Below are 22,433 nucleotides of genomic sequence, written 5' to 3'. Positions count from 1 at the left end.
TGCTACACTGCATCCGAGTCAAAAGGAGTTCCATCGACGTGGCAAGCCCTTGCAATGTGCTAATGCTCTATCCGCTGTTCTCGGCAGAGTCCTTCTGGAGCTTTGGCGAATCCTGCAAAGTGATGGGCGTCAAGCGCCCTGCCGCCCCTTTGGGCCTGATCACGGTCGCCGCGATGTTGCCGAAGGACTGGACGGTCCGGCTGATCGACTGCAATACGCAGCCGTTCGGTGACGACGACCTCGCCTGGGCGGATGTCGTCTTCACCGGCGGCATGTTGCCGCAACAGGCCGATACGCTGCGGCTGATCGAGCTCTGCCGCGCCGCGCGCAAGCCCGTGGTGGTCGGCGGTCCCGATCCCACCTCCAGCCCCCACATCTACGAGAAGGCCGACTTCCGGGTGCTCGGCGAGGCCGAGGGTGTCATCGACGAATTCATCGCGGCCTGGGAAAGCGGGGCCCGCTCCGGTGTCTTCACCGCGCCGAAATTCCAGGCCGACGTCACCAAGACGCCGGTGCCGCGCTTCGACCTGCTCAAGTTCGAGGACTATCTCTATATCGGTGTGCAGTATTCGCGCGGCTGCCCGTTCACCTGCGAGTTCTGCGACATCATCGAGCTCTACGGGCGCGTGCCCAGGACCAAGACGACCGAGCAGATGTTCGTCGAACTCGAGACGCTCTACAAGATGGGCTACCGCGGCCATCTCGACTTCGTCGACGACAATTTCATCGGCAACAAGAAATCGCTGCGGCAGTTCCTGCCGCAGCTCGCCGAATGGCAGCGCGCGCACAACTATCCCTTCGAACTTTCGACCGAGGCCTCGGTCAATCTCGCCGACGATCCCGAACTCTTGGAGTTGATGGGGGCGGCCAATTTCTTCGGGATCTTCGTCGGCATCGAAAGCCCGGACCCGGCGACGCTGGTCGCGATGCGCAAGAAGCAGAACACGCGGCGCAACATCGCCGAGAGCATCCACAAGATCTACGCCGCCGGCATCCTGGTCACCGCGGGTTTCATCGTCGGCTTCGACAACGAGAAGGTCTCGATGGCCGAGGCGATGATCGATTTCATCGAGGAGGCCGCGATCCCGGTCGCCATGGTCGGCCTGCTCTATGCCTTGCCGAACACGCAGCTGACGCGGCGCCTCGAGCGCGAAGGGCGGCTGCATCCGGGTCACGACGTGGCGCCGACCATCGGCGCCGATCAATGCACGAGCGGGATCAACTTCGATCCGGTCCGCCCGCTGCGCGACATCCTGACGGACTACAAGCGGGTGCTGGAGCACATCTATAGCCCCGCGGCGTATGCGCGGCGTGTCGACCGCCTGATGACGCTGCTCGACCGTTCGAGGCAGCGCCATGAGCTCGCGGAGGGCGATATCCGCGCCAGGATCGGGGCGATGGAGACGGTGCATCGTGTGGTCTCCGCCCTTCCGGAGGCGCGCGGGCCGCTGTGGCAGACCTTCATGAACTGCGCCAAGCGCGACACGTCGTCGGCGCGCATTGCCGTGCAGATGATTGCCGCCTATGCGCATCTCGGGCCGTTCTCGCGCAAGGTCATCGAAGCCATCGACACACGCCTCGCTGCGCTCGATGACGAGCCGGTCATCCCGGCGCCGACGATCGACGCGACCGCAGCCGGGCATCTGGCCTGAAGCCTTACTTCACCGCCAGCCGCAAGAAGCTCATCACGCTGCCGAGCGCGGCAAAACCCGCGCCGAGGGCCAGCGCGACGGTTGCGCCGTCGTGGCCGGCAAGCGCAAAGCACAGCGCGGCGAGCGCCGCGCCCGTGGTCTGGCCCGTCAGGCGCGCGGTGGCGACGATGCCGGAGGCGCTGCCGCTGCGATGAGGCGGCGCGCTCGACATCACCGCTTTCATGTTCGGCGCCTGGAAGAAGCCGAAGCCCATGCCGCAGATCACCATCCGCCAGATGATGTCGGGGATGGCGGGATTGGACGGGAGCATCGCGAGCAGCGCCATGCCGAGGCCGAGCAGCACGAGGCCGATGCCGCCGAGCAGGCCGACCGCGTGGCGGTCGGACAGGCGGCCTGCGATCGGTGCCATGATGCCGACCACCAGCGGCCATGGCGTCATGAAGAAGCCGGTCTCGACCTGGGAGCGCCCGAGCACGTCCTCGAAATAGAATGGCAGCGAGACGAAGGCGAGGCCCTGCACGGCGAAGGAGCACACCGCGGTCGCGGCCGACAGCGCGAACATCGGCCGGGCGAACAGGTCGATCGGCAGCATCGGCGCGGGATGGTCGGCATGGCGGCGCGTCAGGATGAAGCCGAACGCGATGGCCGCGACCAGCTCGATGCCCACGACAACCGGCGACAAGTTGTGTGCGGCGCTGCCGATGCCGGTGATGAACAGGCCGAGGCAGGCCGAGGCCAGGATCGCGCCGAGGAAGTCAAAACCGTGATCGGCGCGCGGCGTCTTCGGCAGCATCGCAAAGCCGATGCCAGTCGCGATGAGGCCGAACGGAATGTTGACCGCGAACAGCCACGGCCACGGGCCGAGCGTGAGGATGGCGGAGGCGATCGACGGTCCGAAGGTGAAGGCGGTCGCGACAACGAGCGCGTTGTGACCAAAACCGCGGCCCAGCATCCTCCCGGGATAGACGAAGCGCACCAGCGCGGTGTTGACGCTCATGATGCCGCTGGCGCCGAGGCCCTGCAGCGTGCGCGCGACGAGGAGGCTCTCCAGCGACCATGCCACCGCGCAGAACAGCGAGGCGATGGTGAACAGGATCAGGCCACCGAGATAGATGCGCTGGTGCCCGACGATCTCGCCCAGCGCGCCAAGTGGCAACAGCGTCGCCACCAGCGCGATCTGGTAGACATTGACAACCCAGACCGACTGCTCCGGCGTGACGTGCAGATCGGCGGCAATGGCGGGCAGGGCGATGTTGGCGATCGCGGTGTCGAGCGAGGCCATCGCCAGCGCGGTGAAGATCGCGGCAATCGCCCAGCGCCGCTGCGTGGCCGGAAGGCCGTCGGCGCTGACGTGGTCGGGTGCGCGCGCTGCGGCAGGTAACGTGATTGTCATTGCGTTAGCGCGTGGCTCCGGCACCGAGGCTAAATGGACTTTTGGCATGTACTACGCCCAAGGCCGCTTCCACAGGCATATGCTTGCATGCTGTGTATGCGCGAAGGTGAGGCGATGTCGCCTCGCGCCGGCGTATGATCGCGCCGGGTGCTGCAATGACAGGGAAACGCCATGCAACTCGTCGTTCTGCCCGGCGACGGCATCGGGCCCGAGATCACGACCGCGACATCGGGCGTGCTGCGCGCGGTGTCCGAACGCTTCCAGCTCAACCTGCGCCTGGAGGAACACGCGGTCGGGCATGCCAGCCTGAAGCTATCAGGCACGACGGTGCGGCCCGAGCTGCTCGACATCGTCCGCCCCGCCGACGGCCTGATCCTGGGGCCGACCGCGACGTTCGACTTCAAGGACGAGGCGCATGGCGAGATCAACCCGTCCAGGTATTTTCGCAAGAACCTCGATCTCTATGCCAATGTCCGGCCCGCGCGCACCTATGAGGGGCGGCCCGGCCACATCGGTGATTTCGACCTCGTGGTGGTCCGAGAGAACACCGAGGGATTCTACGCCGACCGCAACATGGAGCAGGGCAGTGGCGAGATGCTGGTCACGCCCGACGTCGCGATCTCGCTGCGCCGGATCACGCGTCTGTGCTGCGAGCGCATCGCGCACGCCGCCTGCCGTCTGGCGATGAAGCGGCGCAGGCATCTCACCATCGTGCACAAGGCCAATGTGCTCAAGATCGGCGACGGCATGTTCCTCGACATCTGCCGCGCGGCGGCGAAGGGCTATCACGGCCTCGAGGTGGACGACGTCCTGGTCGATGCCATGATGGCGCATGTGGTGCGCAACCCCGATCGCTTCGACGTGATCGTCTCGACCAACATGTTCGGCGACATCCTGTCCGATCTCACGGCGGAGCTCTCGGGCAGCCTCGGACTGGGCGGCTCGCTCAATGTCGGCGACCGCTACGCCATGGCGCAGGCCGCGCACGGCTCGGCGCCTGACATTGCAGGGCAGGACGTCGCCAATCCGATCTCGCTGATCCTGTCGGCGGCGCTGCTGCTGGCCTGGCACGGCGAGAAGACGGGTGCCGTGCGTTATGAGGAGGCCGCGCGTGCGATCGAGGCGGCGGTGGCGAAGGCGCTTCGCGAGGGCAGGGCGACGCGCGACGTCGGCGGCAAGCTCGGCACGATCGCGGCGGGGGCTGCGATCGCGGAGATCCTGCAGGCCGAGTGAGGGCCTTCTTCGCTTTCTCCTCGGGCTCGAAACAAAAGTCGAAAAACAACCCCATGCACAGTAGACGGCCCCTTGATCGACCAGGGATTTTGGCGACGCGTCGCGACGGCACCCGCAGCTGCGATCAAGCTGACCCGTCCGGCAAAACACTGGCGGTACCCCCGGCGACATGGGCCCCGCCCAGGTTGAGCCAGATCAATACTCCCTCAGCGACGCCGCCGGACCTTCCCGTCAGCGCAGCGATGGAAGGGACGGCCCATATGCAGACCCTGCTCAGGGAAATCCGGGACACCCCTTTGCTCTGGATGCTGGCTTTCGTGCCCATCGTGCTCGTGGCCGAGGCGGTGGCCCCGCATTCCCATACGCTGCTGTTCGTGCTGGCCGTGCTGGCCATCGTGCCGCTGGCAGCGCTGCTCAGCCACGCCACCGAAGCGGTTGCCGCCAAGACCGGCGATGCCGTGGGCGGACTGCTCAATGCAACGCTCGGCAATCTGACGGAGCTGATCATCGCCATCACGGCGCTGCGCGCCGGCCAGTACATGCTGGTGAAGGCCTCGATTGCGGGGGCGATCGTCACCAACGCGGTGTTCATGCTGGGAGCCTGCCTGCTGCTCGGCGGCCTGCGCTACCACGTGCAGGAGTATAACCGCGCGGGCGCGCGGCTCTCGTCCGGCCTGCTGCTGATGGCAACCGTCGCCCTGCTTGCGCCGTCGGCAGTCGCCGATCTCGAGCACCTGCCGCAGGGCGGGGGTGTCCTGGACAAGCTCAGCCTCGGCATTTCCGTCCTGCTCATCATCGCTTACGGGCTCGGCCTCTTGTTCTCGCTTCGAACGCACAAGGAATTATTCGCAAGCTCAGATCACGGCGACGACAAGGAGGCGCACTGGCCGATCGGAATAGCCGTCGGCACGCTGCTGGCCGTCACGGTGCTGGTCGCGCTGGTCAGCGAAATCTTCGTGGAATCGGTGCAGAAGGCGGCGGAGACCTTCGGGATGAGCCCGGCCTTTGTCGGCTTCATCGTCGTCTCGCTGGTCGGCGCCGCCGCAGAGTTTGCCGTGGCCTTCGGCGCGGCGCGCAAGGACCGGCTCGACATGGTCGTGAGCATCGCGCTCGGCAGCGCCTCGCAGATCGCGCTGTTCGTCGCACCCGCGCTGGTGCTGCTCAGCTACGTCGTCGGGCCGAAGCCGATGGACCTGCAGTTCTGGCCGGGCGCCGTCACCATGATGATGATTGCAACGGTCACGTCGGCCTTCGTCACCGCCAGCGGGCGCTCGGCTTGGTTCGTCGGCGCGCTGATGATCTTCATCTATGCGGTCTTTGCGCTGACGCTGTATGTCGTCCCGCCGGCCGGCCAGGGATGAGCTTCGCTGGCCCGCCGGTATGAATCGGGTGGTCGGAGAATGGTGGCCCGCGGCAAGCCATCCTCCGAAGCGGCGAATACGTTCCCGCTAGTAAGCCCAGTAGCTGCCGGAGGGCGCGCAATAATCGCCGCCGTAGTCGTAGCCATAGTCGCCGCCATAGCCATAATATGACGCGGCCGGGTAGCCGTAGCCGTAAGCGGGATAACCGCCATAACTTCCATAATAGGCGCTTCGCGCGATCGCGCCGCCGACGACGGCGCCGGCCAGGCCATAACCGAGGCCGCGATAACCATAGCCACGATAGCCCCAGCCCCCACGATAGCCGTACCCGCCGCGATAGCCCCATCCTACGCCGCGATAGCCGTAGCCGCCACGCCAGCCGCCAACCCAGCGCACTTCGGTCGTGGTCTGGTCGACCATCGATTTCATCGTCGAAAGATGCGTCGGGATCGGCCCGGCCTGGGCGCCCGTGCCGAGCAGCACGGCGCCGGCTGCAGCTAAAACGAGGCTGCGCAGGGAATTCGAGGAGGTCATGATCGATCATCTCCTTGGCTAGGGCGGCGCATTCTGCGCGGCCATCGATCCATTCCGTTGTGGCGCTGCCGTGGCGGCCTTGATCTGGATCAAGCATCTGGGACATGGTAGCGGGGCGCTCGGGCTGCCGGACAGGCGCAGGCCGCTTCAGAGAAGAGCGACGTTTTTCGGTTCGGCAGTCTTACGGGTTTCGACCAACAGCGGCCCCGTCAAGCGCTTCTGATCGAAGACCGCCTTTGCCCCCAGAGCGGAAGCGCCATCTAGCCCCTTGCGGCGCTGCTCAGCCGCGCCGCTTCGGCCGGGTTCAGGTCCATAGTATAAGGGCGATCGTGCCGGGTCGATGAATGCTCAGAGCGGTCCCCGTGGAGGCGCGGGTTGAACGAAATCAGATTTGAACGAGCCAGATCGGGTAGTCGCCCGCACGCAATCAAGGTGGCGCGACAGCGGCTGGTGCTCTGCCGCCTCATGATCGAGATCATGCGAAACCTTCATGGGACTTACGCGCCGAAAAACGAGCCTTTTGGGACCAGATTGGAGACCTTCTTCATAGGTCTTTGCGTTGCGCTTGGACAGTTCGAGCAGAAACCCTTTTCGGTCACCAAGATCGCCGCCTTCATGCACGTTCCCCGCACGACCGTCATCCGAAGGCTGGACCAGCTACAAAGCTGGGGCCTCGTTCAGCGGAATGGCAAGAAGTACTACATGGACGAGTTGGCGCTCAACTCTCTCTTTGGCTTGAAAAGCTATCGGCTGATCCGAGGACTTCTCGAGAAGGCACAAGCGGAGTTGACCGTTTTGGACACTTTGCCGGATTGACCCGAGGCGAGCCTAAGTCGATGACGTGTTGGTCCAGCAGGGCGAGCGGCTGGCCCAATTCTCTTCACTTGATTTTTTGGACGTCGTCGCAGATCGACGGCAGAACGGAGCCGGCCGATGCTGTTTGCGCATGCGTTCGACAGACCCAACCTGCTCGCCTGGATCCGCCGCCATCGCAAAAGCCCGCTGCGGGTCTATGGCTTGGCGCTCGGCTTGCTCACGTGCGCCACTCTTTTGCGTCTGGGCCTGCATCAGCAGCTCTCGACCGCATCGCCCTTTACGGCCTATGGCGTACCGGTGCTCTGTGTCTCTCTGGTCGGTGGTTTTTGGCCGGGGATGGTGACCCTGGCCGCATCGCTGATTACGGGCTCGATCCTCTTCCTTCCACCGGCTTTCAGCTTTGCCCTCGCCGAGGGGGCGGCGTGGCCGCTCCTGATGTTTGCCGCGTTAGGAATTATTTACGTCGTCTTGATTTCCGGAATGATGGCCAGCATCCTGCTTCATGACGAGCATCAGCAGTTTCTATTTGGCGAACTGCGACATCGCTCGCGAAACCTGTTCGCCGTCGTGCAGGGCATGGTTTCCCGAACGCTGATGGAAAGCGCGTCGCTTCGCGATGCGAGGCAAGCCCTCGAAACGCGATTGGCCTCGCTGGCGCGGACTCACGCCATGCTGGCGGATAACGGCTGGACCGGAGCTCCGCTCGACCAGATCGTATCGGAAGAGCTAACAAGCTTCGCAAACCAGGTCGACTGCGCTGGATGCGAACTCATTCTGGATACGCCGGCAGCTCAAAGCTTCTCGCTTATTATTCACGAACTTGCGACTAACGCCGTCAAGCATGGCGCGCTATCGCGACAGGGAGGCCGGGTCGCGATAAACGGCTCGATCCTATCGAACGAGAACGGGGAAGTGTTGCGGTTTGTGTGGACAGAAAGCGGAGGACCGGCTGTCTCGGCTCCAGGGCGCAAAGGCTTCGGTAGCTCCATCCTGAATACGATGGCAAAGCGATTCGCCTGCGGTGTCGAAGCGGACTTTCGCCCCGAAGGGCTGGTCTACGAACTGCAGGTGCCGCTTCACTCGGTCCTGGCGCCGCCGCAATCGAGTCAAAGTCACAGATTCTGGAAGAACATTGAAGGGTTCTTCCCCGCGTCGAAGCCCCCCGTGTCGGCGACGGACCCGGCATATGCAACGGCGCAGAGGCGTCTGGACATCTCAACTCAAAAGCGCTGAGGCTCTCTGCTGTGTTCAGACTCGGTGGCAACGGTTACATGGCCTGACCGCGAAGTTCCGAAGATGGGAGGAAAGGTCTGCTTGTCCGCCTACGAAATCCGGCATCGTCCGCCTGTCGGATGATCAAGTCGGATGGTCGAGGTAAACAAGGCCTGATCGCGCATCGACAATACCACGCAATAGACAGTCACCCGAACTCCTGACCAGCTTGGAACGACCGCCCCGTTCCAGCATAGGAACAACCTCGCGCTTCGCCGGTTATGTGATGCGTGGAGGCGCCATGAGGCTGTTGGTCGAGTATTTAGAGCGAGCTGTTCAACTTGAACGGCTGGCGGCGAGTGAACGCGATGCGGGTTTCAAGGAGCAATTACTTACACAGGCGCAAGCCTATCGGAAACTCGCCGCAAAACGAGCGAAGGACTATGGGTTGCCTGCTCCGAGCCCGTCGGAACTGGCGCGTGCAGCCAATTGAGCGCACCGTTTAGCTTCGCCGACTGATCTATTTCAAGCGAGGGATCGTAGTTCGTTTTCCCGCAACACTGCCCATGAGCGATCATCAGACATCCAATTCTGAACAGGTTTCCACCTCCTACTCGCAAAAGTGCACCGCCTGTGGGGGCTCGTCGGTCCGCGTGCTGGCGATGTTAGATCCTCGCTCCGGCCTAACCGTTCGCATTTTGAGGTGTGACTGCGGGAGAAGCAGCTGGCAGGATTCAGGCGGCAATGTGTTTGGTGCTTAGGCTAACAGTTGAGTGAAACAGCGTTCAAGCTGCTCTATCGGGAACGGCTTTTGGAGCCGTGGCCGTTCGCGGAATCGTTCTGGCACTCCCTCTGCTCCAACGCCGCTTGCGAATGCGAATGGGATGTCGCGATTTGCGAGAGCGGTCGCGACTGGCTCAATGCTGTCGCGACCTAGCCATACATCCAGCACGGCCATGTCGAAGACAGCGCTGTTGGCGTACTCCAACGCCGACGGCAAGTCCCCAGCTTCGGCCGCAATCGTATGGCCAAGCTCGGTCACCATGTCCGCCACCATCATCCGAATGAGCGCCTCATCCTCTACCAAAAACACCGAAGCCATGGGCTGCCCCCGCTCAGTTACTATCGTGTAGCTTGGTTGCGTTCGCGAACGCCCGCAGAGCCACCCTGCGAAGCTCGCCCAAAGTGCCTTGGCCTGCTTCGGCGGCTTGCAAAAGCTGTTCGGCGATCAGTCGTCGGCTCTCCTGATCCCCGCCGTGCGGAAGCTCCCGGCAAGTCTCTTCCCCAAATTCCATGTTCGACTTCACGCGGTCGGACAGAGTCATCGAACTTTCTCCGGCTCCGATGTCCGGAAGTGGAAGTGATGGTAATATGGAACCACCCGAAGGGCTCGTCAAGACGGCCGTCGCGCGCCGCAAAACATGTAACCGTTGCTGTATCAAGCGGCTCTTCATCTGCGCTTGTGATCCCTGACTTCCGCTCTTCGAGAGCCGAGCGGACCACTGTCCCGGAGTTGCCGAGGCAGCCTTTGGGCCAATGCCAAGCCTGCAGCGCCAGTTCCATTCCCTCAGCGATCGTCAGGCACATGGCTTTCTGCCGATTAGGCATCTGGGGCCACGCCAATGTGCTCGTTAGGCTCCCGATCCGATCGAGGCACTGCTCTTGCGCAACGCCTCGAGTGCGACGCGGGTGTGGTGGACGGCTTCTTGGTTGCGGGCTTGCCCGCTTGCATCCGGAGCTCGCAATGATGCTGTTCCCGGCACAGGCGTCAACATGCACGCCGTCGCCAATTGCTCGGGGTCTCGCCGGTCAGCTTCCTGAAGGCGGCGGCGAACGCGGTCTGGGAGGAATAGCCAAGCGCGACTGCGACCGAGATGACCGACGCGTCGGTATCGCGCAGCATGTTTTTGGCCTCCTCGAGCCGGTGCTGACGCAGCCAGGCATGCGGCGACAGCCCGGTGCTTTTCTTGAAAGCGCGGCAGAAGTGGAAGCGCGACAGACCGGCATCCGAGGCGAGCGCGGCTAGGGAGACGTCCGCATCGCTGTCCAGTCGCAGGCGTTCGATGGCGCGGCTCAGCACCTTCGGCGAAAGACCACCCATGGTCGGCTGGATCGCGGCTGGCGAGCCGGTGTGCGCAGCCAGGAGGCGCGTGGCCAGAAGGCTTGTCAGTTGACGCCTGAACAGCGTATCCAGGGCCGCATTGCCCTCCAAGGTATCTGCCGCGGTCAAGAGCAATCCGGATGTAACGGGGTCGGGATGCGCCGTTCGTTCCAGGAGATTGATCGGTCCGGCGGTGTCGGCTTCTTCGGCCACACGCTCGAGCGTCGCGTGCGGAAGATAGAACTCAACGACATCAACAGGTTTTGGAATGTCCCATCGGGAGCTTGATCCTTCCGGAATGATTATCACAGCCCCGGGACGGAACGTTCCGGTCGCAACTGATCGTCCCGACCGCCGTTCCATGCGCTGCACCGAGCCGTTGTAAGCCATGATGACGTGGTGGGTCTTAGGCCCGCAGGTGTCGTGCACTCGTTCATATTTCCGGCGGGCGATCGCGGCGCCGGAGGTATCCAAAGCCATGCGAAATGCCGTGGTCCCGAGCACCCGCGCCATTTCCGCCCCGGCGTGAGGGCGCTCGGCATTGGCCGGACTGACTTGGCACGCCTCAGGCGCAACTGACGCCTCCTCCAAGGAATCGCGCAAGACATGCTTGTTCATGAACCTATCCTCGCATCGGGGATGCGATGCAGGTGGCGGGAAGAAATGCCGGGCGGCCTGATTTTTTGCGTCAATAGCGAAGCTCAATGTGCGTCAGTTGCGGACCGGGCCAGCCACTTCTCGAACCGGGCTTGTTCCCGAAGGGTGAGAAAATGTGTACTGTTCCGAGCGGAAAAAGCCTTGCAGCCGGCCTGAATTGCGATTGGGTTTTCCGTGGCTTCTTGTCCAAGAAGGATCAGAAGTGCCGTTTCTGTTCGAAGATTATCGCCTCGATGCTGACCGGCGCGAGCTCAAGCGAGGCTCCGAGCTCATCCCCGTTGGACCCAAGGTGTTCGATCTGCTGCTCTTCCTGGTCCAGAACCGGCAACGGGTCGTCACAAGGGACGATCTTCTGAACGCGGTGTGGGAAGGACGGATCGTGTCCGAATCCACGCTGACTAGCCACGTCAATGCCGTGCGCAAGGCAATCGGGGACACCGGCAAGGAGCAACGCCTGATCAGAACGGTTTCTCGCAGAGGCCTCCGGTTCGTTGGCAAGGTCATCGAGGAAGAAATGCCCGCGCGAGCCCCGGTCACAGACCCGGGTGCGGATCGTGGCGTTCGACGTGTCAGGGCCTTTGGGGACGGTGCGCTGACTGAAACGCGAGAGGCTGCGCCAGTTTTTGCTGCCGAGGCCGAGAGCCCGCCTCCGCTGCCCGACAGACCTTCCATTGCGGTGCTTCCGTTCCAGAATATGTCTGGCGATGTCGAACAGGAATACTTCGCCGATGGAATGGCCGAGGACATCATCACGGCGCTGTCCCGTTTCAAGGCGCCATTTGTCATCGCCCGAAACTCCAGCTTCACCTACAAGGCGCGTGCCGTCGACGTGAAGCAGGTGGGGCGGGAGCTTGGGGTGCGCTACGTATTGGAAGGCAGCGTTCGCAAGGCAGCAAACCGAGTGCGCATTACGGGACAACTCGTCGATGCCGCCACTGGAGCACATATTTGGGCCGATCGGTTTGATGGCGAGCTCGGCGACATCTTCGATTTGCAGGACCAGGTGACCGAGAGCGTTGTCGGGGCGATCGCGCCTGCAGTGGAAAAAGCCGAGATCGAGCGTGCCAAGCGCAAGCCGACCGCCAGTCTCGACGCCTATGCCCTCTATTTGCGCGGTCTGGCCCGGCTTCATCAGTTTGGTAACCGGCAAGCAAACGACGAGGCATTGCGCCTGTTCAACTGCGCGATCGAGCTCGACCCGGAATTTGCCACTGCCTACGGTCGTGCAGCCTCTTGCTACCTCTCTGCCAGGATCAATGGCTGGATTTCAGACACGGCGAACGCGATTGCCGAAGTGAAGAAGCTCACCCAGCGGGCAGTTGAGTTGGGCAAGGATGACGCGATCGCGCTCTCCGCCGGCGGAAACGCCTTAGCGTTCGTTGTTGGGGATGTCGGGGTGGGCGCCGGCCTGGTCGATCGCGCGCTTGCGCTCAATTCCAATTTGGCTGAGGCATGGCATTTCGGCGGCTGGGTGAAGATCTGGCTCGGCGAGCCGGAATCCGCAATCGAACGCTTTGCTCGTGCCATTCGCCTGAGCCCGCTTGATCCATGGCTGATGGGAATGCGAGCTGGCACCGCGTACGCGCATTTCTTTTTGGACCGCTATGCCGAAGCGGCATCATGGGCGGCAATGGCATTGCAGTGCTCTCCGGACTATCGACCTGGATTACGTATCGCTGCCGCAAGCAACGCAATGGCCGATCGGCCGGAGCAGGCACGGAAGGCAATGGCTCGGCTGCGGGAACTGAGCCCCACGCTGCGCCTTTCCAATCTCAAAGACGTGTTCGGCCCTTATCGACGTGCTGAGGACGTCGCGCGATATGAAGAAGGATTGCGGAAAGCAGGGCTGCCCGAATGACCATCTCGGCCAAGGTACTCGCCTTGGCAACGAGGTGATCGAATAATCGCCGCTTCCGCCAATCTAAAATGTTGGGCAGAGCATGTCGGCTCTTCCCGCCTAGTTCAGACGTCCACTTGCTCTGCTATCGCAAGCGCATCGTGCACTTCAATGCCGAGCTAGCGCAACCGTGCTCTCGACCCTGGTATGCCCCAGCAGAAGCTTTCAAGGCTACGTCGTCGCAACGGCGCAGCTTGTTGTCGATGGCGAGGTTGAACAGCTTGGTTCGGATTGACCAGACGTGCTTGGGCCGGAGTGGCGGCGCGAGGAGGCTATCACCTCGAAAGGCGAGCGATGTCCCGTAGTCGATCGTGCTTTTGCTGAGTTGCGCGGCCGATCAGCCAATCGCTCTCGCCTTCGTCCAAACGCACAGGCGAGAGCCGCGGCGAAGATAACTCCTCCCAATTCAGGGCCGCAGGACCAGTCCCACCTCCACAAAGGTACAGGATGGGTAGGGCACTTCATGGGTTTCGCTGCCCCCACCCAACCGGACGGGCTGGACCCGAAGCAGGCTCTCACCGGCCCGATTGCTCTTCCATGGCGCCGGCTTTTGTCTGTACGATGGTTCGTGCCTGGTTGAGGGCCTCATGAAACGGCGCAAGTTCATTACTCTCGTCGGGGGTGTGGCTGCCACGTGGCCGTTCGCAGCGCATGCTCAGCAATCGACCGGGCCTCGCCAGATTGGCGTGCTTTCACTCGGCCGCGGCGACAAGTCCGACGCAAGTCTGAAGACACTCGATGCGTTTGTGCCGGCATTGCGTGAGCTCGGCTTTGCCGAAGGAAAGGATGTCGCATTTCACCGCAAATTCGCGGACGGCGATGCCGACAAGCTCAACGAACTCGCGCAGGAATTCGTGGCGGGACGGGTCCACGCAATCGTTGCTTTGGCTACACCGGCTGTCCGCGCCGCCAGGAATGCGACTTCCACCGTTCCTATCGTCGGCATCGGCATGGCCGACCCCGTCGAGGACGAACTCGCTTCCAGCCTGGCGCGGCCGGGCGGCAATGTGACCGGGACGACATTTCTTGGCCCGGAGCTGGTGTCCAAACGACTTCAATTGCTCAAGCTGATCGTTCCCAGCCTTTCGCGCGTCGTCGTGCTGTGGCACCCCCGGGCATACGGTGAGCGCACGATGAAGGGGATGCTGAACGAGATCGAGAGTGCGGCTCGATCTCTCGGAACTAACCTTCAATTTGTGCCGGCGGAGAGTCCTGCCGATCTTGAAGGCGCGTTCGCTGACCTGGCCAACGCGCGCGCCGATGGCCTCGTCCTGTTTCCCAGCCCGATGCTGTACAGCCAGTACGCGCGGATTGTGCCATTTGCCGAGAAGAACCGCCTGCCGGCGATCTATGCCGCCAGAGAGGCAGTGGATCTCGGGGGCCTGGTCTCCTATGGCGTCAACCTGCCTGACTTGTCGCGTGCCACCGCCAGCTATCTGGCGAGAATTCTCAAAGGCGCAAAGCCGGCCGACTTGCCGATACAGCAGCCAACCAAGTTCGAGCTGGTCATAAATCTTGCAACCGCCAGGACGCTTGGCTTGTCGATTGGTCGAGACCTTCTCCTGGTCGCGGACGAGGTGATCGAATGAGCGGCCGAATGTCACAGCCGCCCAGGTTCTGATCCTGCGCGCTCTGAAGCTTCCTTGACGAGGTGAGAAAGGGCGGGGGGCGCGCGCAACCGGCGCCCCTTTGCGTGAACCAGGCAGGAACGCTTCGTGCGCGGGTCACTGCGCAAAAGTCCGCTCTTCAGCTCTTCAAATCGCGCGCCGTTGTCTTCCGGCGAAGAGGCCATACACAAAGAGCACGATGATGGCGCCGACCACGGCACCGATGAGTCCGGCGCCCTCTCCAGGACGGTACCAGCCCAGCGCCTGGCCGAGATATGTAGCAACGAAGGCGCCAACGATCCCGAGGATGGTCGTAAGGATGAATCCCGAGGGTTCGTTGTCACCCGGCATGATGAATTTTGCGATCACCCCCGCGACAAAGCCGATGATGATCGTCCAGATAATGCCCATGCTGCGCTCCTCCTGAATAAACAACGACGACAGTTCGATGACTATGAACTCGGCACACGCCCCTCAGGCGTGTACTTGTCGATTGCCTGGGGAAGCTCGCGCGATAACCTTGCGAGAATCTCTTCCTGAGAAAGCCCGGTCTCCTTCTCGAGTTTGTCCAACACGTCTGGGCCGATTGCTTCCCGCAGCTGCGGAGGCGAGATCTCCTTGTTAGGCCCCGAGCCGACCCAAGACCGAGCCGCGTCGCCGTGGCCGTTTTGGTTGAATTTGTCCAGCAACTCGCCGATCCCTCCCTGGAGCAGTCCTCCGACACCTGCCCCGCTCAGCATGCCCGCGAGGTTGCCGAGCAGGCCGCCGAGCGGCTGTTGGGCATTGGCGGGCGCGAGAGATCCAGAGCCCGGGCCTTTGAGAAACTCCGCCAGCTTGTCCCGATTCTGATAACCCGCGATGGCGAGCAATCCGAGCAGTGCAGTCATGGACGGCATTCCGCGGCTCATTTCGTCTCTCCGTGAAAAGGTTAGACAGCTCGAACTCGGTCAGTCCGGTTCTGTTCCTGGCCGTGCATTCTAGGCTTGCCTGATCCGGCGCAGGCCAGATGGAAGAGGGGTGTGATGAGCGGCGGAGCGCGCGAAAGATGCGTCAATCAGTCCCAGTACGGAATAGCCGGGCGGGAGATCATCAACCAGAAGATCGCCAGCACGGCTGCGAACGCCGGGAATCCGAACGCGAACCACCAGCGGAATAGACGGTAATATGCGGCAGGCAGCTTGGCGTCGGTCTCGATCGCGCGAACGGCAAGGTCGCGCATTCGCATTTGCATCCACACCACGGGCAGCCAGAAGGCGCCTGTCACCACATAGAGTGCGATGGACGCCGCAACCCATCCGTCGCCAAGGGAATACCCGCTGGACCAGGCGAGCCATGTGCCCGTGATCGGCTGCAGGATGACCGCGCTCGCCGTGAACAGGAAATCGGCCAGCACCACCGTCCGCGCGACCGCCGCGATCTCGCGGGGGTCGCCGCGAAGATGAGCCACCAGCATGAAGAAGGCAATGCCGGCGCCCGCGCCGAGCAGGACGGCAGCACCGATGATGTGCACCATCTTCACGAGGAAATAGAACATCAGCGATCCTCGAATCGCCGTGGCGACGAGAGGCGGACAGCCTGGCGTGGATTGCCGATCCAATAAGCCCCGTACCCCCAACGAGAAGGATGCGCATGAACGGGTCGTCCTTCCGCTCGCGGCCCAGACCGCGAACCGCTGATCAGGACTCCGGAGGTGCGAACGAATAAGGCGGGGCTGATGCAATCGTTCCTCATGGCGGAACTCGTGGGCTGCAAAGCAGCGTCCTCCGCTTGGCTAACTCGCGGGTCTCGCTGCTGCACCGGTGCCACCTTCCTTGGCGGCTCCTGAGCCGGGAAGCGGACGTATCGTGCCGGCGGGCCGCGTCAGGCGGCGCGCTGGCTGCGTCGCGGGGAGAGATCAGGGCAAAGTACGAGCTTGCCCTCAAGACCGCCACCCTCGAGGCGGCGGTGAGCATCGGCGACCTCCTCGAAGGAGATCCGCCCGGCGATGCGCGGCCGGATGGCACCACTTGCCAGCAGCTCGAACAGTTGCTCCAGGTCCTCCTTGAACCAGGCGGGATGACGCGCCCGCATGGCGTTGACCGAGTAAAAGCGGGCTCGCTTTCCGCCGGGCAGCCATCTCCAGAGGTAGAGGCGCGCGATCTCCATCACGATCGGGAGCATCCGACGCTGTGCCTGCACGCTTGCCGAGAAGCCGATGGCACAGAGCAGGCCACCTGGCTTGAGCGCCGCGTATGAGCGGCGATAGCCGTCTTCGCCGACGCCATCGACGATGACGTCGAACCCGCCCGGCAGAATCCGCGTGAAGTCCTCGTGCTGGTAGTCGATCGGCGCTGCCCCCAGGTTTTGGACGAGCGCCATGTGCTCGCTGCGTACGGTGCCCCACAGTTCGAGGCCGGCCAGTCTCCCGAGCACGAGCAGCGCCTGGCCGACCGCGCCGGCAGCCCCGTGAACGAGGACGCGCTGGCCCTGCTGGACCTTGGCCGCGCGGTGCAGAAGTTGGTACGCGGTGGTCCAGCTCAGGATCAGCGCGGCCGCTTCAGCGGCGTCCACGCCCACCGGCACGCGGGTCAGGTCGGTGGCCCGAAGCGTGCGATACGCGGCGTTCGATCCGACCACCGTCATGTCGGCCACGCGGTCGCCGATCTGAAAGTCGTGCACGCCTTCGCCGAGCTGATCGATGACGCCCACCACGTCGTATCCCATCACGAAAGGGGGGCGGAGGCGCATCGTTTGCGGGTAGAGATGGCGCCTGATCAACACCTCGGTGTAGTTGAGGCTCGACGCAAGGACGCGAACGCGCACCTCGCCCCGGCCAGCGGTCGGCAGGCGAGCGTCGACGATCTCCAGTGCCTCGGGATCACCGAAGCGGCTGACCTGAACAACCCGATTGCGCTGCTGCATCATGGGCGATCTCCACGCAATGCCGTCAACCAGCGCAAGGGCGGCAACCTGCGGTCAAGCTGGAAAGATGGAATTGATCCAGATCAAGCTCGAGGCCGCATTGTCTGGAATTCTCCTCGGGCCGAATGACCAGCGGGGTCATTTGGTGCCATCATTTTTATTGTTTATTGGAGGGGAAGATGCCTGCAGTGGTTATGCAGTTCGTTTCGCATCCAAGACCCGGTAGCGATCTTGCGACCGTCCTACAGCTGGCAAAAGAAGGCGCGACACTCTGGAGGAAGCACGGGGCCGATGTCAGCTTCTGGTCGGTGATCGGCGGCGAGGTCGGGAACTACGCCTTCGCCGCTCGCTTCGACAGCGTGGAAGCTTATGGGCGCACCCTGGCGTCACTGGGCGCCGATCCGGCTTTCGTTGAATTTCAAGCCAAGCGGTTGAAGGCCGGGCAATCGGATTGGGTACGCTCCAACGTAGCCATCCAGGTCGATCTTTGACGGCGCGCCTTCTCAGCCGCGAGACCGCCTTCGGGCGGTCTCTTGCTGCCACGCGTCGTGCCGAGGTCGATCAGCTTCCCGTCACTCAGGTCGGACGACGCGGAGCGCAATTTGTGGCGCTCAACTTACGTTTCTTCACCGGCAGCTTAGCCTTGCGATTTCCACCGGACCAAAGCGCCGCCGGTGACCGAGCCCTCTGATTTCAGGGAGTTTCGCAGCTTGCGGTATCTCTTCGAGGACTACGCATTGGATCCCGACCGTCGCGAGCTGTATCGCGGCGCGAACGTGGTCCCCGTGGCGCCGCAAGTCTTCGACCTCCTGGACTACCTCATCCGCAACCGGGAGCGGGTCGTCAGCAAGGACGATCTCATCAATACCATCTGGCACGGGCGCAGCGTCTCGGACGCAGCGCTGACGACGCGCCTGAACGTTGCCCGGAGCGCGGTTGGCGACAGCGGCGACGTGCAGCGTCTGATCAAGACGTTGCCGCGGAAGGGCTTCCGGTTCATCGGACCAGTGCGGGAAGAAGGGCGCGATGGCGCGGTGATCGCCGGCAACAGAGAACCAGAAACACCTGCGCTGGCCGTCCCCGACAAACCTTCGATCGCCGTCCTCCCGTTCGCCAATCTGAGCTCCGATCCGGAGCAGGAGTATTTTGCAGACGGCGTCGTGGAAGACATCACGATGGCCCTGTCCCTGTTTCGCTGGCTGTTTGTGATCGCACGCAATTCGAGCTTCACCTACAAGGGCCGGGCCGCGGACGTGAAGCAGGTCGGCCGCGAGCTTGGCGTGCGCTACGTGCTCGAAGGCAGCGTGCGCAAGGCCGGAAACCGCGTTCGTATCGCGGGTCAGCTCATCGATGCCGAAACTGGAGCGCATCTCTGGGCGGACCGCTTCGAGGGGCCGATCGAGGACATGTTCGATCTGCAGGACGAAGTGACGTCCAGCGTCGTGGGCGCGATCGCCCCGAAGCTGCAGCATGAGGAGATCAAGCGAGCCAGGCGCAAACCAACCGCAAATCTGGACGCGTACGACTATTACCTGCGTGGACTGGCGAAAGCGCGTTGGACCAAGGACGCGAACAGCGAGGCGCTCGGACTGTTCTACAAGGCGATCGAGCTCGACCCTCATCTGGCCTGTGCCTATGGCATGGCCGCCTGGTGCCATGTTCGACGCAAAGCGCTCAGTTGCATGAACGATCAAGCGCTTGAAAGTGCGGAAGGCACGCGGCTGGCCCGGAGGGCCGTGGATCTCGGGGCGGACGATCCATTCGCGCTATGTATGGGTGCATACGCACTGGCCTTTCTGTCCCATGAGTTCGATGACGCCGCGGCCTTCATGGACCGGGCGCTGGCCGTCAATCCAAACCTGGCCAGAGCCTGGATGCTCAGTGCCTGGTTGCGAGTCTGGATGGGCGAGCCGGACCTCGCACTCGAGCACGCCGCGCATGCCATGCGCCTGAGCCCGCGCGATCCGTCCATGTACTACACCACGCACGGAGCCATGGCCTATGCCCATTTCCTGGCGAGCCGCTACGATCTCGCGTTGGGATGCGCCGAACAGGCCGTGCGCGACAATCCGGGTTTTTTGCTGTCGATCTGCATCTCCGCAGCCAGCAATGCGGTCGCCGGACGGCTCGAGCCAGCAGAGAGAGCCATGCTGCGAGCGCTCGAATTCAACCCCGATTTGCGCCTCTCCAATCTAAGCGATTTGGCGCCGTTTCGCCGGACGGAGGACTTCGCGATCTTCGCCAGGGCACTTCGCGACGCGGGACTTCCGGCGTAACGCTACGCGCTAACCATGCTGCGGGCCGGACGACCGTATGCCTCGCGGGTCGGTATCCCGGTGCGAGGCCACGTAGTCGATCTCGCCAAAGGAAATCCCGATATCCATCAGCTCCCGATCGCTCAGGCTGCAGAGGTCGCGCCGCAGCCGCTCCCATTTCCGCCACTCCTGAAAGGCGGCCCAGCAATTCGTGAGGGCGCCGAAACTGCGCCGCTGCGATACGGCGGTCTGGACCAAGCCCGTTGTCGGGTAAATCGTGCTCATGGCAGCATCCTCGCGTGCCTGTTTCCACCCCGGACAGGTTGCCAAGGTCCGGCCCGGCACGCTTGACCTGCTGCTTACATTTTCCTTACCGGCGGCTTATTCTTAACCTGCCAGTGTTGCCGGGCCCGACCCGGGGGCCGCCCAAAAGGGATTCCGCGTCTTGCGCTATCTCTTCGAAGACTACGAACTGGATTCCGGCCGCGAGCTTTGCCGAGACACAAACCTCGTCGCCCTGACGCCACAGGACTTTGACCTGCTCGACTATCTCATCCGCAACAAGGACGCGCTCATCACCGCCGTCTGGAAGGGGCGGTGCGTGTCGGATGTCGCGCTGACGACCCGGCTCAATGCCGCCCGATCCGCAATCGGCGATTCCGGGGAGCAACAGCGACTAATCAAGAGGCTGCCGAGGAAGGCCTATCGCTTCATCGAACGCAAGGACGACGAAAACCCCCTCATTCGGAGCTGACACGAATTGAACTCAACGTTAGACTGTCTGCCGCTCGGTGAGCGGATCTCAGCTTGAACCAATCCGGGGAAAGTCATGACGTCAATTTTGAAAATCGCATTGGCATTGCTCATCATCGCCTCTCCGATCTCCGCCTACGCACAAACGCAGCCTCCTGCCAAAACATCGAGTGCTGCGAAGGCCAAGCCGAGGATGCACGACGGCTGCCACGGCAGGGCGGCTCAGATGTCCGGCAAACCCTGCCGCTGACGAATCCCAATCGAGAAGAGGCCGTCCGGTTGGCGGCCTCTCACTTTTCCGGATCGCGCTTTAGAACTGATAGCGCCGCAAGCCGCCATCCACCGGGATCACCGTGCCCGTGATGTACCGCGCCACCGGCGAGGCCAGGAACACCGCGAGTGCGGCGAGGTCTTCCGGCTCGCCCCAATAGCCGACCGGGATCTCCTCTTCCGCAAAGCGCTCGCGATAATCCGGCGGATAGTTGCGGCGGATCTGCTCGCTCATGATGCGGCCGGGCGGAATGCAGTTGATGGTGATGCCGTGCTCGCCGACCTCGCGCGACAAGCCTTTCGCCCAGGCGTGCACGGCGGCCTTCGCGGCGAAAGCGGCGTTGAGGCCTTCCGGCTCGGACTTGCCGGTGATGTTGACGATGCGGCCCCATTTGCGCGCGATCATCTGCGGCAGCAGCGCGTGCGCGATGCGGCGGTAGCTGGTGAAGTTCAGCGCGATCGCCTCATCCCATTTGCTGTCGGGCGCATCGACGGGCAGGGGACGGCTGCCGCCGGCATTGTTGACGAGGATGTCGACATGGCCGAGCTCCTTCAAAGCGAAGGCGGCGATTCTCTCCGCGGCGTCTCCGGCCATGACGTCCTGCTCGAGTGGCGTGATCAGCCCGGAGCCTTCTTCCCTCACCAGTTCGTTGAGCAGGTCGGTGCGTCGCGCCACGCCGACGACGCGCACGCCTTCGGCAGCGAGGCCCTTGGCGATGGCGCGGCCGATGCCGATGCTCGCGCCTGTCACGACAGCGGTTTTCGATGTGAGCCCGAGGTCCATGGTCGCACGCTCTCTTGCCTGGTTCTTGCTTGCTGCTCGTCGCTTCCTGCCCGTCCCGCAGGCCTTGCGAATTGCCTGAGCGGGACCAGCAGTGGTAACCAAGAGCGACGTTGAAGGAAACACGAAAAACAAAAAGGCGCCTGAGCGATGGTCTGGGATCCGCAGCAATATCTGAAATTCTCGGGCCACCGGCTCCGACCCGCCGTCGACCTGTTGATGCGGATTCCGGACTTCGCTCCGCGTGCGATCGCCGATCTCGGGGCTGGCGCCGGCAACGTGACGAAACTGATCGGGGAGCGCTGGCCCGAGGCGACGGTCACCGGCGTCGAGGGCTCGGCAGAGATGGTCGCCGCCGGCCGCAAGGCCGCACCTGACGTGGAATGGTCGCATGAAGACCTCGGCCATTGGCGCCCGGCGAAGCAGTATAACTTGATCTATTCCAATGCCGCACTGCACTGGCTGCCCAATCATGCGGCACTGTTTCCATCGGTGATGGAGAAGGTGAAGCCCGGCGGCATGCTTGCGGTGCAGATGCCGCGCAATTTTCTCGCGCCGTCACACGTGCTGATCGGCGAGACCGCGCTTGATGGTCCCTGGCGCTCCAAGGTCGAGCATCTCGTTACCCCGCCGCCGGTCGAGGCGCCGGCGTTCTATCATGATCTTCTCGCTCCGATGTCCGCCAATATCGACATCTGGGAGACCGAATATCTGCAGGTCCTCGAAGGCGAGAACCCCGTGAAGGAATGGACCAAGGGGACCTGGCTGAGGCGCTATCTGGACATCTTGCAGGGCGACGAGAAGGCCGCGTTTGAAGCGGCTTACGGGAGGCGGGTCGCGAAGGCGTATCCGAAGAATGCCGCGGGGCAGACGCTGTTCCCGTTCCGGCGTCTGTTCATCGTTGCTCAGCGCCGAGGCTGATGACATTGCCGCAATGCGGCATGAATGCTCGCGCCGTTGGAGCGGAGAGGCGGCCGGGTTGCGCATGCAGCAGTCGTCAAGATAGCTTG

Annotated in this window: 22 protein-coding genes and 2 pseudogenes; 12 read left to right on the top strand and 12 right to left on the bottom strand. The window is 63.0% G+C overall.

Features of this window, described 5'->3' with window-relative positions:
- Positions 1-32: 32 nt before the first annotated feature.
- Positions 33-1,652 (top strand): B12-binding domain-containing radical SAM protein, encoded by a 1,620-nt coding sequence (locus ACRQ5Q_RS31160; protein ID WP_439375530.1) that lies wholly within the window; start codon positions 33-35, stop codon positions 1,650-1,652.
- Positions 1,653-1,656: 4 nt separating this feature from the next.
- Here the strand turns inward: ACRQ5Q_RS31160 and ACRQ5Q_RS31155 are convergent, their stop codons facing one another.
- Positions 1,657-3,045 carry an MFS transporter gene (locus tag ACRQ5Q_RS31155; protein ID WP_439393781.1) on the bottom strand — a complete coding sequence of 463 codons (1,389 nt, stop codon included), beginning with the start codon at positions 3,043-3,045 and terminating at the stop codon, positions 1,657-1,659.
- Positions 3,046-3,216: 171 nt separating this feature from the next.
- Between ACRQ5Q_RS31155 and ACRQ5Q_RS31150 the strand changes: the two genes are divergently transcribed.
- Positions 3,217-4,278, top strand: a complete 1,062-nt coding sequence (locus ACRQ5Q_RS31150) for an isocitrate/isopropylmalate dehydrogenase family protein (RefSeq protein WP_439393779.1) — start codon at positions 3,217-3,219, stop codon at positions 4,276-4,278.
- Between the two features lie 260 nt (positions 4,279-4,538).
- Positions 4,539-5,639, top strand: a complete 1,101-nt coding sequence (gene cax, locus ACRQ5Q_RS31145; RefSeq protein ID WP_439374005.1) for a calcium/proton exchanger — start codon at positions 4,539-4,541, stop codon at positions 5,637-5,639.
- A gap of 87 nt (positions 5,640-5,726) precedes the next feature.
- Here the strand turns inward: cax and ACRQ5Q_RS31140 are convergent, their stop codons facing one another.
- A complete protein-coding gene (locus ACRQ5Q_RS31140; protein ID WP_439393777.1) occupies positions 5,727-6,173 on the bottom strand; it encodes a hypothetical protein in 447 nt (148 codons plus the stop codon).
- A 375-nt stretch (positions 6,174-6,548) separates the two neighbouring features.
- Here ACRQ5Q_RS31140 and ACRQ5Q_RS31135 point away from each other — a divergent pair, with 375 nt between their 5' ends.
- The 3 genes from ACRQ5Q_RS31135 to ACRQ5Q_RS31125 all read left to right on the top strand — a co-directional run bounded on the left by ACRQ5Q_RS31135 (position 6,549) and on the right by ACRQ5Q_RS31125 (position 8,694).
- On the top strand, positions 6,549-6,989 hold the full coding sequence (locus ACRQ5Q_RS31135; RefSeq protein WP_439374007.1) for a hypothetical protein: 441 nt from the start codon (positions 6,549-6,551) through the stop codon (positions 6,987-6,989).
- 117 nt (positions 6,990-7,106) lie between these two features.
- Complete coding sequence (locus ACRQ5Q_RS31130) at positions 7,107-8,222, top strand: HWE histidine kinase domain-containing protein (RefSeq protein ID WP_439393776.1); 1,116 nt, start codon at positions 7,107-7,109, stop codon at positions 8,220-8,222.
- Between the two features lie 280 nt (positions 8,223-8,502).
- Positions 8,503-8,694, top strand: a complete 192-nt coding sequence (locus tag ACRQ5Q_RS31125) for a hypothetical protein (RefSeq protein WP_439393774.1) — start codon at positions 8,503-8,505, stop codon at positions 8,692-8,694.
- Positions 8,695-8,958: 264 nt separating this feature from the next.
- Here the strand turns inward: ACRQ5Q_RS31125 and ACRQ5Q_RS31120 are convergent, their stop codons facing one another.
- The 3 genes from ACRQ5Q_RS31120 to ACRQ5Q_RS31110 all read right to left on the bottom strand — a co-directional run bounded on the left by ACRQ5Q_RS31120 (position 8,959) and on the right by ACRQ5Q_RS31110 (position 10,920).
- Entirely contained in the window at positions 8,959-9,303 is a 345-nt protein-coding gene (locus ACRQ5Q_RS31120) for a response regulator (RefSeq protein ID WP_439393772.1), read from the bottom strand.
- A gap of 13 nt (positions 9,304-9,316) precedes the next feature.
- Positions 9,317-9,526, bottom strand: a complete 210-nt coding sequence (locus ACRQ5Q_RS31115; RefSeq protein ID WP_439393771.1) for a hypothetical protein — start codon at positions 9,524-9,526, stop codon at positions 9,317-9,319.
- 443 nt (positions 9,527-9,969) lie between these two features.
- The gene (locus ACRQ5Q_RS31110) at positions 9,970-10,920 is read right to left on the bottom strand and encodes a helix-turn-helix domain-containing protein (RefSeq protein WP_439374012.1); all 951 of its coding nucleotides are present in this window, start codon (positions 10,918-10,920) and stop codon (positions 9,970-9,972) included.
- A 241-nt stretch (positions 10,921-11,161) separates the two neighbouring features.
- Here ACRQ5Q_RS31110 and ACRQ5Q_RS31105 point away from each other — a divergent pair, with 241 nt between their 5' ends.
- On the top strand, positions 11,162-12,817 hold the full coding sequence (locus tag ACRQ5Q_RS31105; protein WP_439393769.1) for a winged helix-turn-helix domain-containing tetratricopeptide repeat protein: 1,656 nt from the start codon (positions 11,162-11,164) through the stop codon (positions 12,815-12,817).
- A gap of 104 nt (positions 12,818-12,921) precedes the next feature.
- Here ACRQ5Q_RS31105 and ACRQ5Q_RS31100 read toward each other — a convergent pair.
- A pseudogene (locus ACRQ5Q_RS31100) lies at positions 12,922-13,021 on the bottom strand (tyrosine-type recombinase/integrase); the annotation flags it as partial.
- A 422-nt stretch (positions 13,022-13,443) separates the two neighbouring features.
- On the opposite strand from ACRQ5Q_RS31100, the gene ACRQ5Q_RS31095 reads away from it, so the two are divergent.
- Positions 13,444-14,445, top strand: a complete 1,002-nt coding sequence (locus tag ACRQ5Q_RS31095) for an ABC transporter substrate-binding protein (RefSeq protein ID WP_439374014.1) — start codon at positions 13,444-13,446, stop codon at positions 14,443-14,445.
- 165 nt (positions 14,446-14,610) lie between these two features.
- Here the strand turns inward: ACRQ5Q_RS31095 and ACRQ5Q_RS31090 are convergent, their stop codons facing one another.
- The 4 genes from ACRQ5Q_RS31090 to ACRQ5Q_RS31075 all read right to left on the bottom strand — a co-directional run bounded on the left by ACRQ5Q_RS31090 (position 14,611) and on the right by ACRQ5Q_RS31075 (position 17,367).
- Positions 14,611-14,874: a GlsB/YeaQ/YmgE family stress response membrane protein gene (locus ACRQ5Q_RS31090; RefSeq protein WP_439374015.1), complete on the bottom strand. Its 264-nt coding sequence runs from the start codon at positions 14,872-14,874 to the stop codon at positions 14,611-14,613.
- A gap of 41 nt (positions 14,875-14,915) precedes the next feature.
- Entirely contained in the window at positions 14,916-15,371 is a 456-nt protein-coding gene (locus ACRQ5Q_RS31085; protein ID WP_439393767.1) for a YidB family protein, read from the bottom strand.
- Positions 15,372-15,517: 146 nt separating this feature from the next.
- Positions 15,518-15,997, bottom strand: a complete 480-nt coding sequence (locus ACRQ5Q_RS31080; protein WP_439393765.1) for a DUF2269 family protein — start codon at positions 15,995-15,997, stop codon at positions 15,518-15,520.
- A gap of 326 nt (positions 15,998-16,323) precedes the next feature.
- Entirely contained in the window at positions 16,324-17,367 is a 1,044-nt protein-coding gene (locus ACRQ5Q_RS31075) for a medium chain dehydrogenase/reductase family protein (RefSeq protein ID WP_439374017.1), read from the bottom strand.
- A gap of 176 nt (positions 17,368-17,543) precedes the next feature.
- On the opposite strand from ACRQ5Q_RS31075, the gene ACRQ5Q_RS31070 reads away from it, so the two are divergent.
- Positions 17,544-17,855 (top strand): hypothetical protein, encoded by a 312-nt coding sequence (locus ACRQ5Q_RS31070; RefSeq protein WP_439374018.1) that lies wholly within the window; start codon positions 17,544-17,546, stop codon positions 17,853-17,855.
- Positions 17,856-18,074: 219 nt separating this feature from the next.
- A complete protein-coding gene (locus tag ACRQ5Q_RS31065) occupies positions 18,075-19,640 on the top strand; it encodes a winged helix-turn-helix domain-containing tetratricopeptide repeat protein (RefSeq protein ID WP_439393763.1) in 1,566 nt (521 codons plus the stop codon).
- Between the two features lie 9 nt (positions 19,641-19,649).
- Here ACRQ5Q_RS31065 and ACRQ5Q_RS31060 read toward each other — a convergent pair whose 3' ends face one another.
- Entirely contained in the window at positions 19,650-19,904 is a 255-nt protein-coding gene (locus tag ACRQ5Q_RS31060) for a DUF1127 domain-containing protein (RefSeq protein ID WP_439374020.1), read from the bottom strand.
- Positions 19,905-20,064: 160 nt separating this feature from the next.
- On the opposite strand from ACRQ5Q_RS31060, the pseudogene ACRQ5Q_RS31055 reads away from it, so the two are divergent.
- Positions 20,065-20,334: pseudogene (locus ACRQ5Q_RS31055) on the top strand (winged helix-turn-helix domain-containing protein); the annotation flags it as partial.
- A gap of 348 nt (positions 20,335-20,682) precedes the next feature.
- Here ACRQ5Q_RS31055 and ACRQ5Q_RS31050 read toward each other — a convergent pair.
- Complete coding sequence (locus tag ACRQ5Q_RS31050) at positions 20,683-21,426, bottom strand: SDR family NAD(P)-dependent oxidoreductase (RefSeq protein WP_439393761.1); 744 nt, start codon at positions 21,424-21,426, stop codon at positions 20,683-20,685.
- Between the two features lie 147 nt (positions 21,427-21,573).
- Here ACRQ5Q_RS31050 and ACRQ5Q_RS31045 point away from each other — a divergent pair, with 147 nt between their 5' ends.
- Complete coding sequence (locus ACRQ5Q_RS31045; protein WP_439393759.1) at positions 21,574-22,344, top strand: methyltransferase domain-containing protein; 771 nt, start codon at positions 21,574-21,576, stop codon at positions 22,342-22,344.
- Positions 22,345-22,433: the final 89 nt, after the last annotated feature.

Origin of the sequence: Bradyrhizobium sp. PMVTL-01 (genome assembly GCF_051861855.1) — a bacterium.
Lineage (GTDB): Bacteria > Pseudomonadota > Alphaproteobacteria > Rhizobiales > Xanthobacteraceae > Bradyrhizobium.
This window is presented reverse-complemented; position numbering and strand designations above follow the sequence as displayed.

What these genes read in the sequence shown, in the direction of transcription:
- ACRQ5Q_RS31095 (WP_439374014.1), top strand. Translation starts at nt 13,444, where the DNA reads ATGAAACGGCGCAAGTTCATTACTCTCGTCGGGGGTGTGGCTGCCACG.
- ACRQ5Q_RS31110 (WP_439374012.1), bottom strand. Translation starts at nt 10,920, where the DNA reads ATGAACAAGCATGTCTTGCGCGATTCCTTGGAGGAGGCGTCAGTTGCG.
- ACRQ5Q_RS31045 (WP_439393759.1), top strand. Translation starts at nt 21,574, where the DNA reads ATGGTCTGGGATCCGCAGCAATATCTGAAATTCTCGGGCCACCGGCTC.
- ACRQ5Q_RS31150 (WP_439393779.1), top strand. Translation starts at nt 3,217, where the DNA reads ATGCAACTCGTCGTTCTGCCCGGCGACGGCATCGGGCCCGAGATCACG.
- ACRQ5Q_RS31155 (WP_439393781.1), bottom strand. Translation starts at nt 3,045, where the DNA reads ATGACAATCACGTTACCTGCCGCAGCGCGCGCACCCGACCACGTCAGC.
- ACRQ5Q_RS31080 (WP_439393765.1), bottom strand. Translation starts at nt 15,997, where the DNA reads ATGTTCTATTTCCTCGTGAAGATGGTGCACATCATCGGTGCTGCCGTC.
- ACRQ5Q_RS31115 (WP_439393771.1), bottom strand. Translation starts at nt 9,526, where the DNA reads ATGACTCTGTCCGACCGCGTGAAGTCGAACATGGAATTTGGGGAAGAG.
- ACRQ5Q_RS31140 (WP_439393777.1), bottom strand. Translation starts at nt 6,173, where the DNA reads ATGACCTCCTCGAATTCCCTGCGCAGCCTCGTTTTAGCTGCAGCCGGC.
- ACRQ5Q_RS31050 (WP_439393761.1), bottom strand. Translation starts at nt 21,426, where the DNA reads ATGGACCTCGGGCTCACATCGAAAACCGCTGTCGTGACAGGCGCGAGC.
- cax (WP_439374005.1), top strand. Translation starts at nt 4,539, where the DNA reads ATGCAGACCCTGCTCAGGGAAATCCGGGACACCCCTTTGCTCTGGATG.
- ACRQ5Q_RS31060 (WP_439374020.1), bottom strand. Translation starts at nt 19,904, where the DNA reads ATGAGCACGATTTACCCGACAACGGGCTTGGTCCAGACCGCCGTATCG.
- ACRQ5Q_RS31120 (WP_439393772.1), bottom strand. Translation starts at nt 9,303, where the DNA reads ATGGCTTCGGTGTTTTTGGTAGAGGATGAGGCGCTCATTCGGATGATG.
- ACRQ5Q_RS31075 (WP_439374017.1), bottom strand. Translation starts at nt 17,367, where the DNA reads ATGATGCAGCAGCGCAATCGGGTTGTTCAGGTCAGCCGCTTCGGTGAT.
- ACRQ5Q_RS31085 (WP_439393767.1), bottom strand. Translation starts at nt 15,371, where the DNA reads ATGAGCCGCGGAATGCCGTCCATGACTGCACTGCTCGGATTGCTCGCC.
- ACRQ5Q_RS31090 (WP_439374015.1), bottom strand. Translation starts at nt 14,874, where the DNA reads ATGGGCATTATCTGGACGATCATCATCGGCTTTGTCGCGGGGGTGATC.
- ACRQ5Q_RS31125 (WP_439393774.1), top strand. Translation starts at nt 8,503, where the DNA reads ATGAGGCTGTTGGTCGAGTATTTAGAGCGAGCTGTTCAACTTGAACGG.
- ACRQ5Q_RS31130 (WP_439393776.1), top strand. Translation starts at nt 7,107, where the DNA reads ATGCTGTTTGCGCATGCGTTCGACAGACCCAACCTGCTCGCCTGGATC.
- ACRQ5Q_RS31070 (WP_439374018.1), top strand. Translation starts at nt 17,544, where the DNA reads ATGCCTGCAGTGGTTATGCAGTTCGTTTCGCATCCAAGACCCGGTAGC.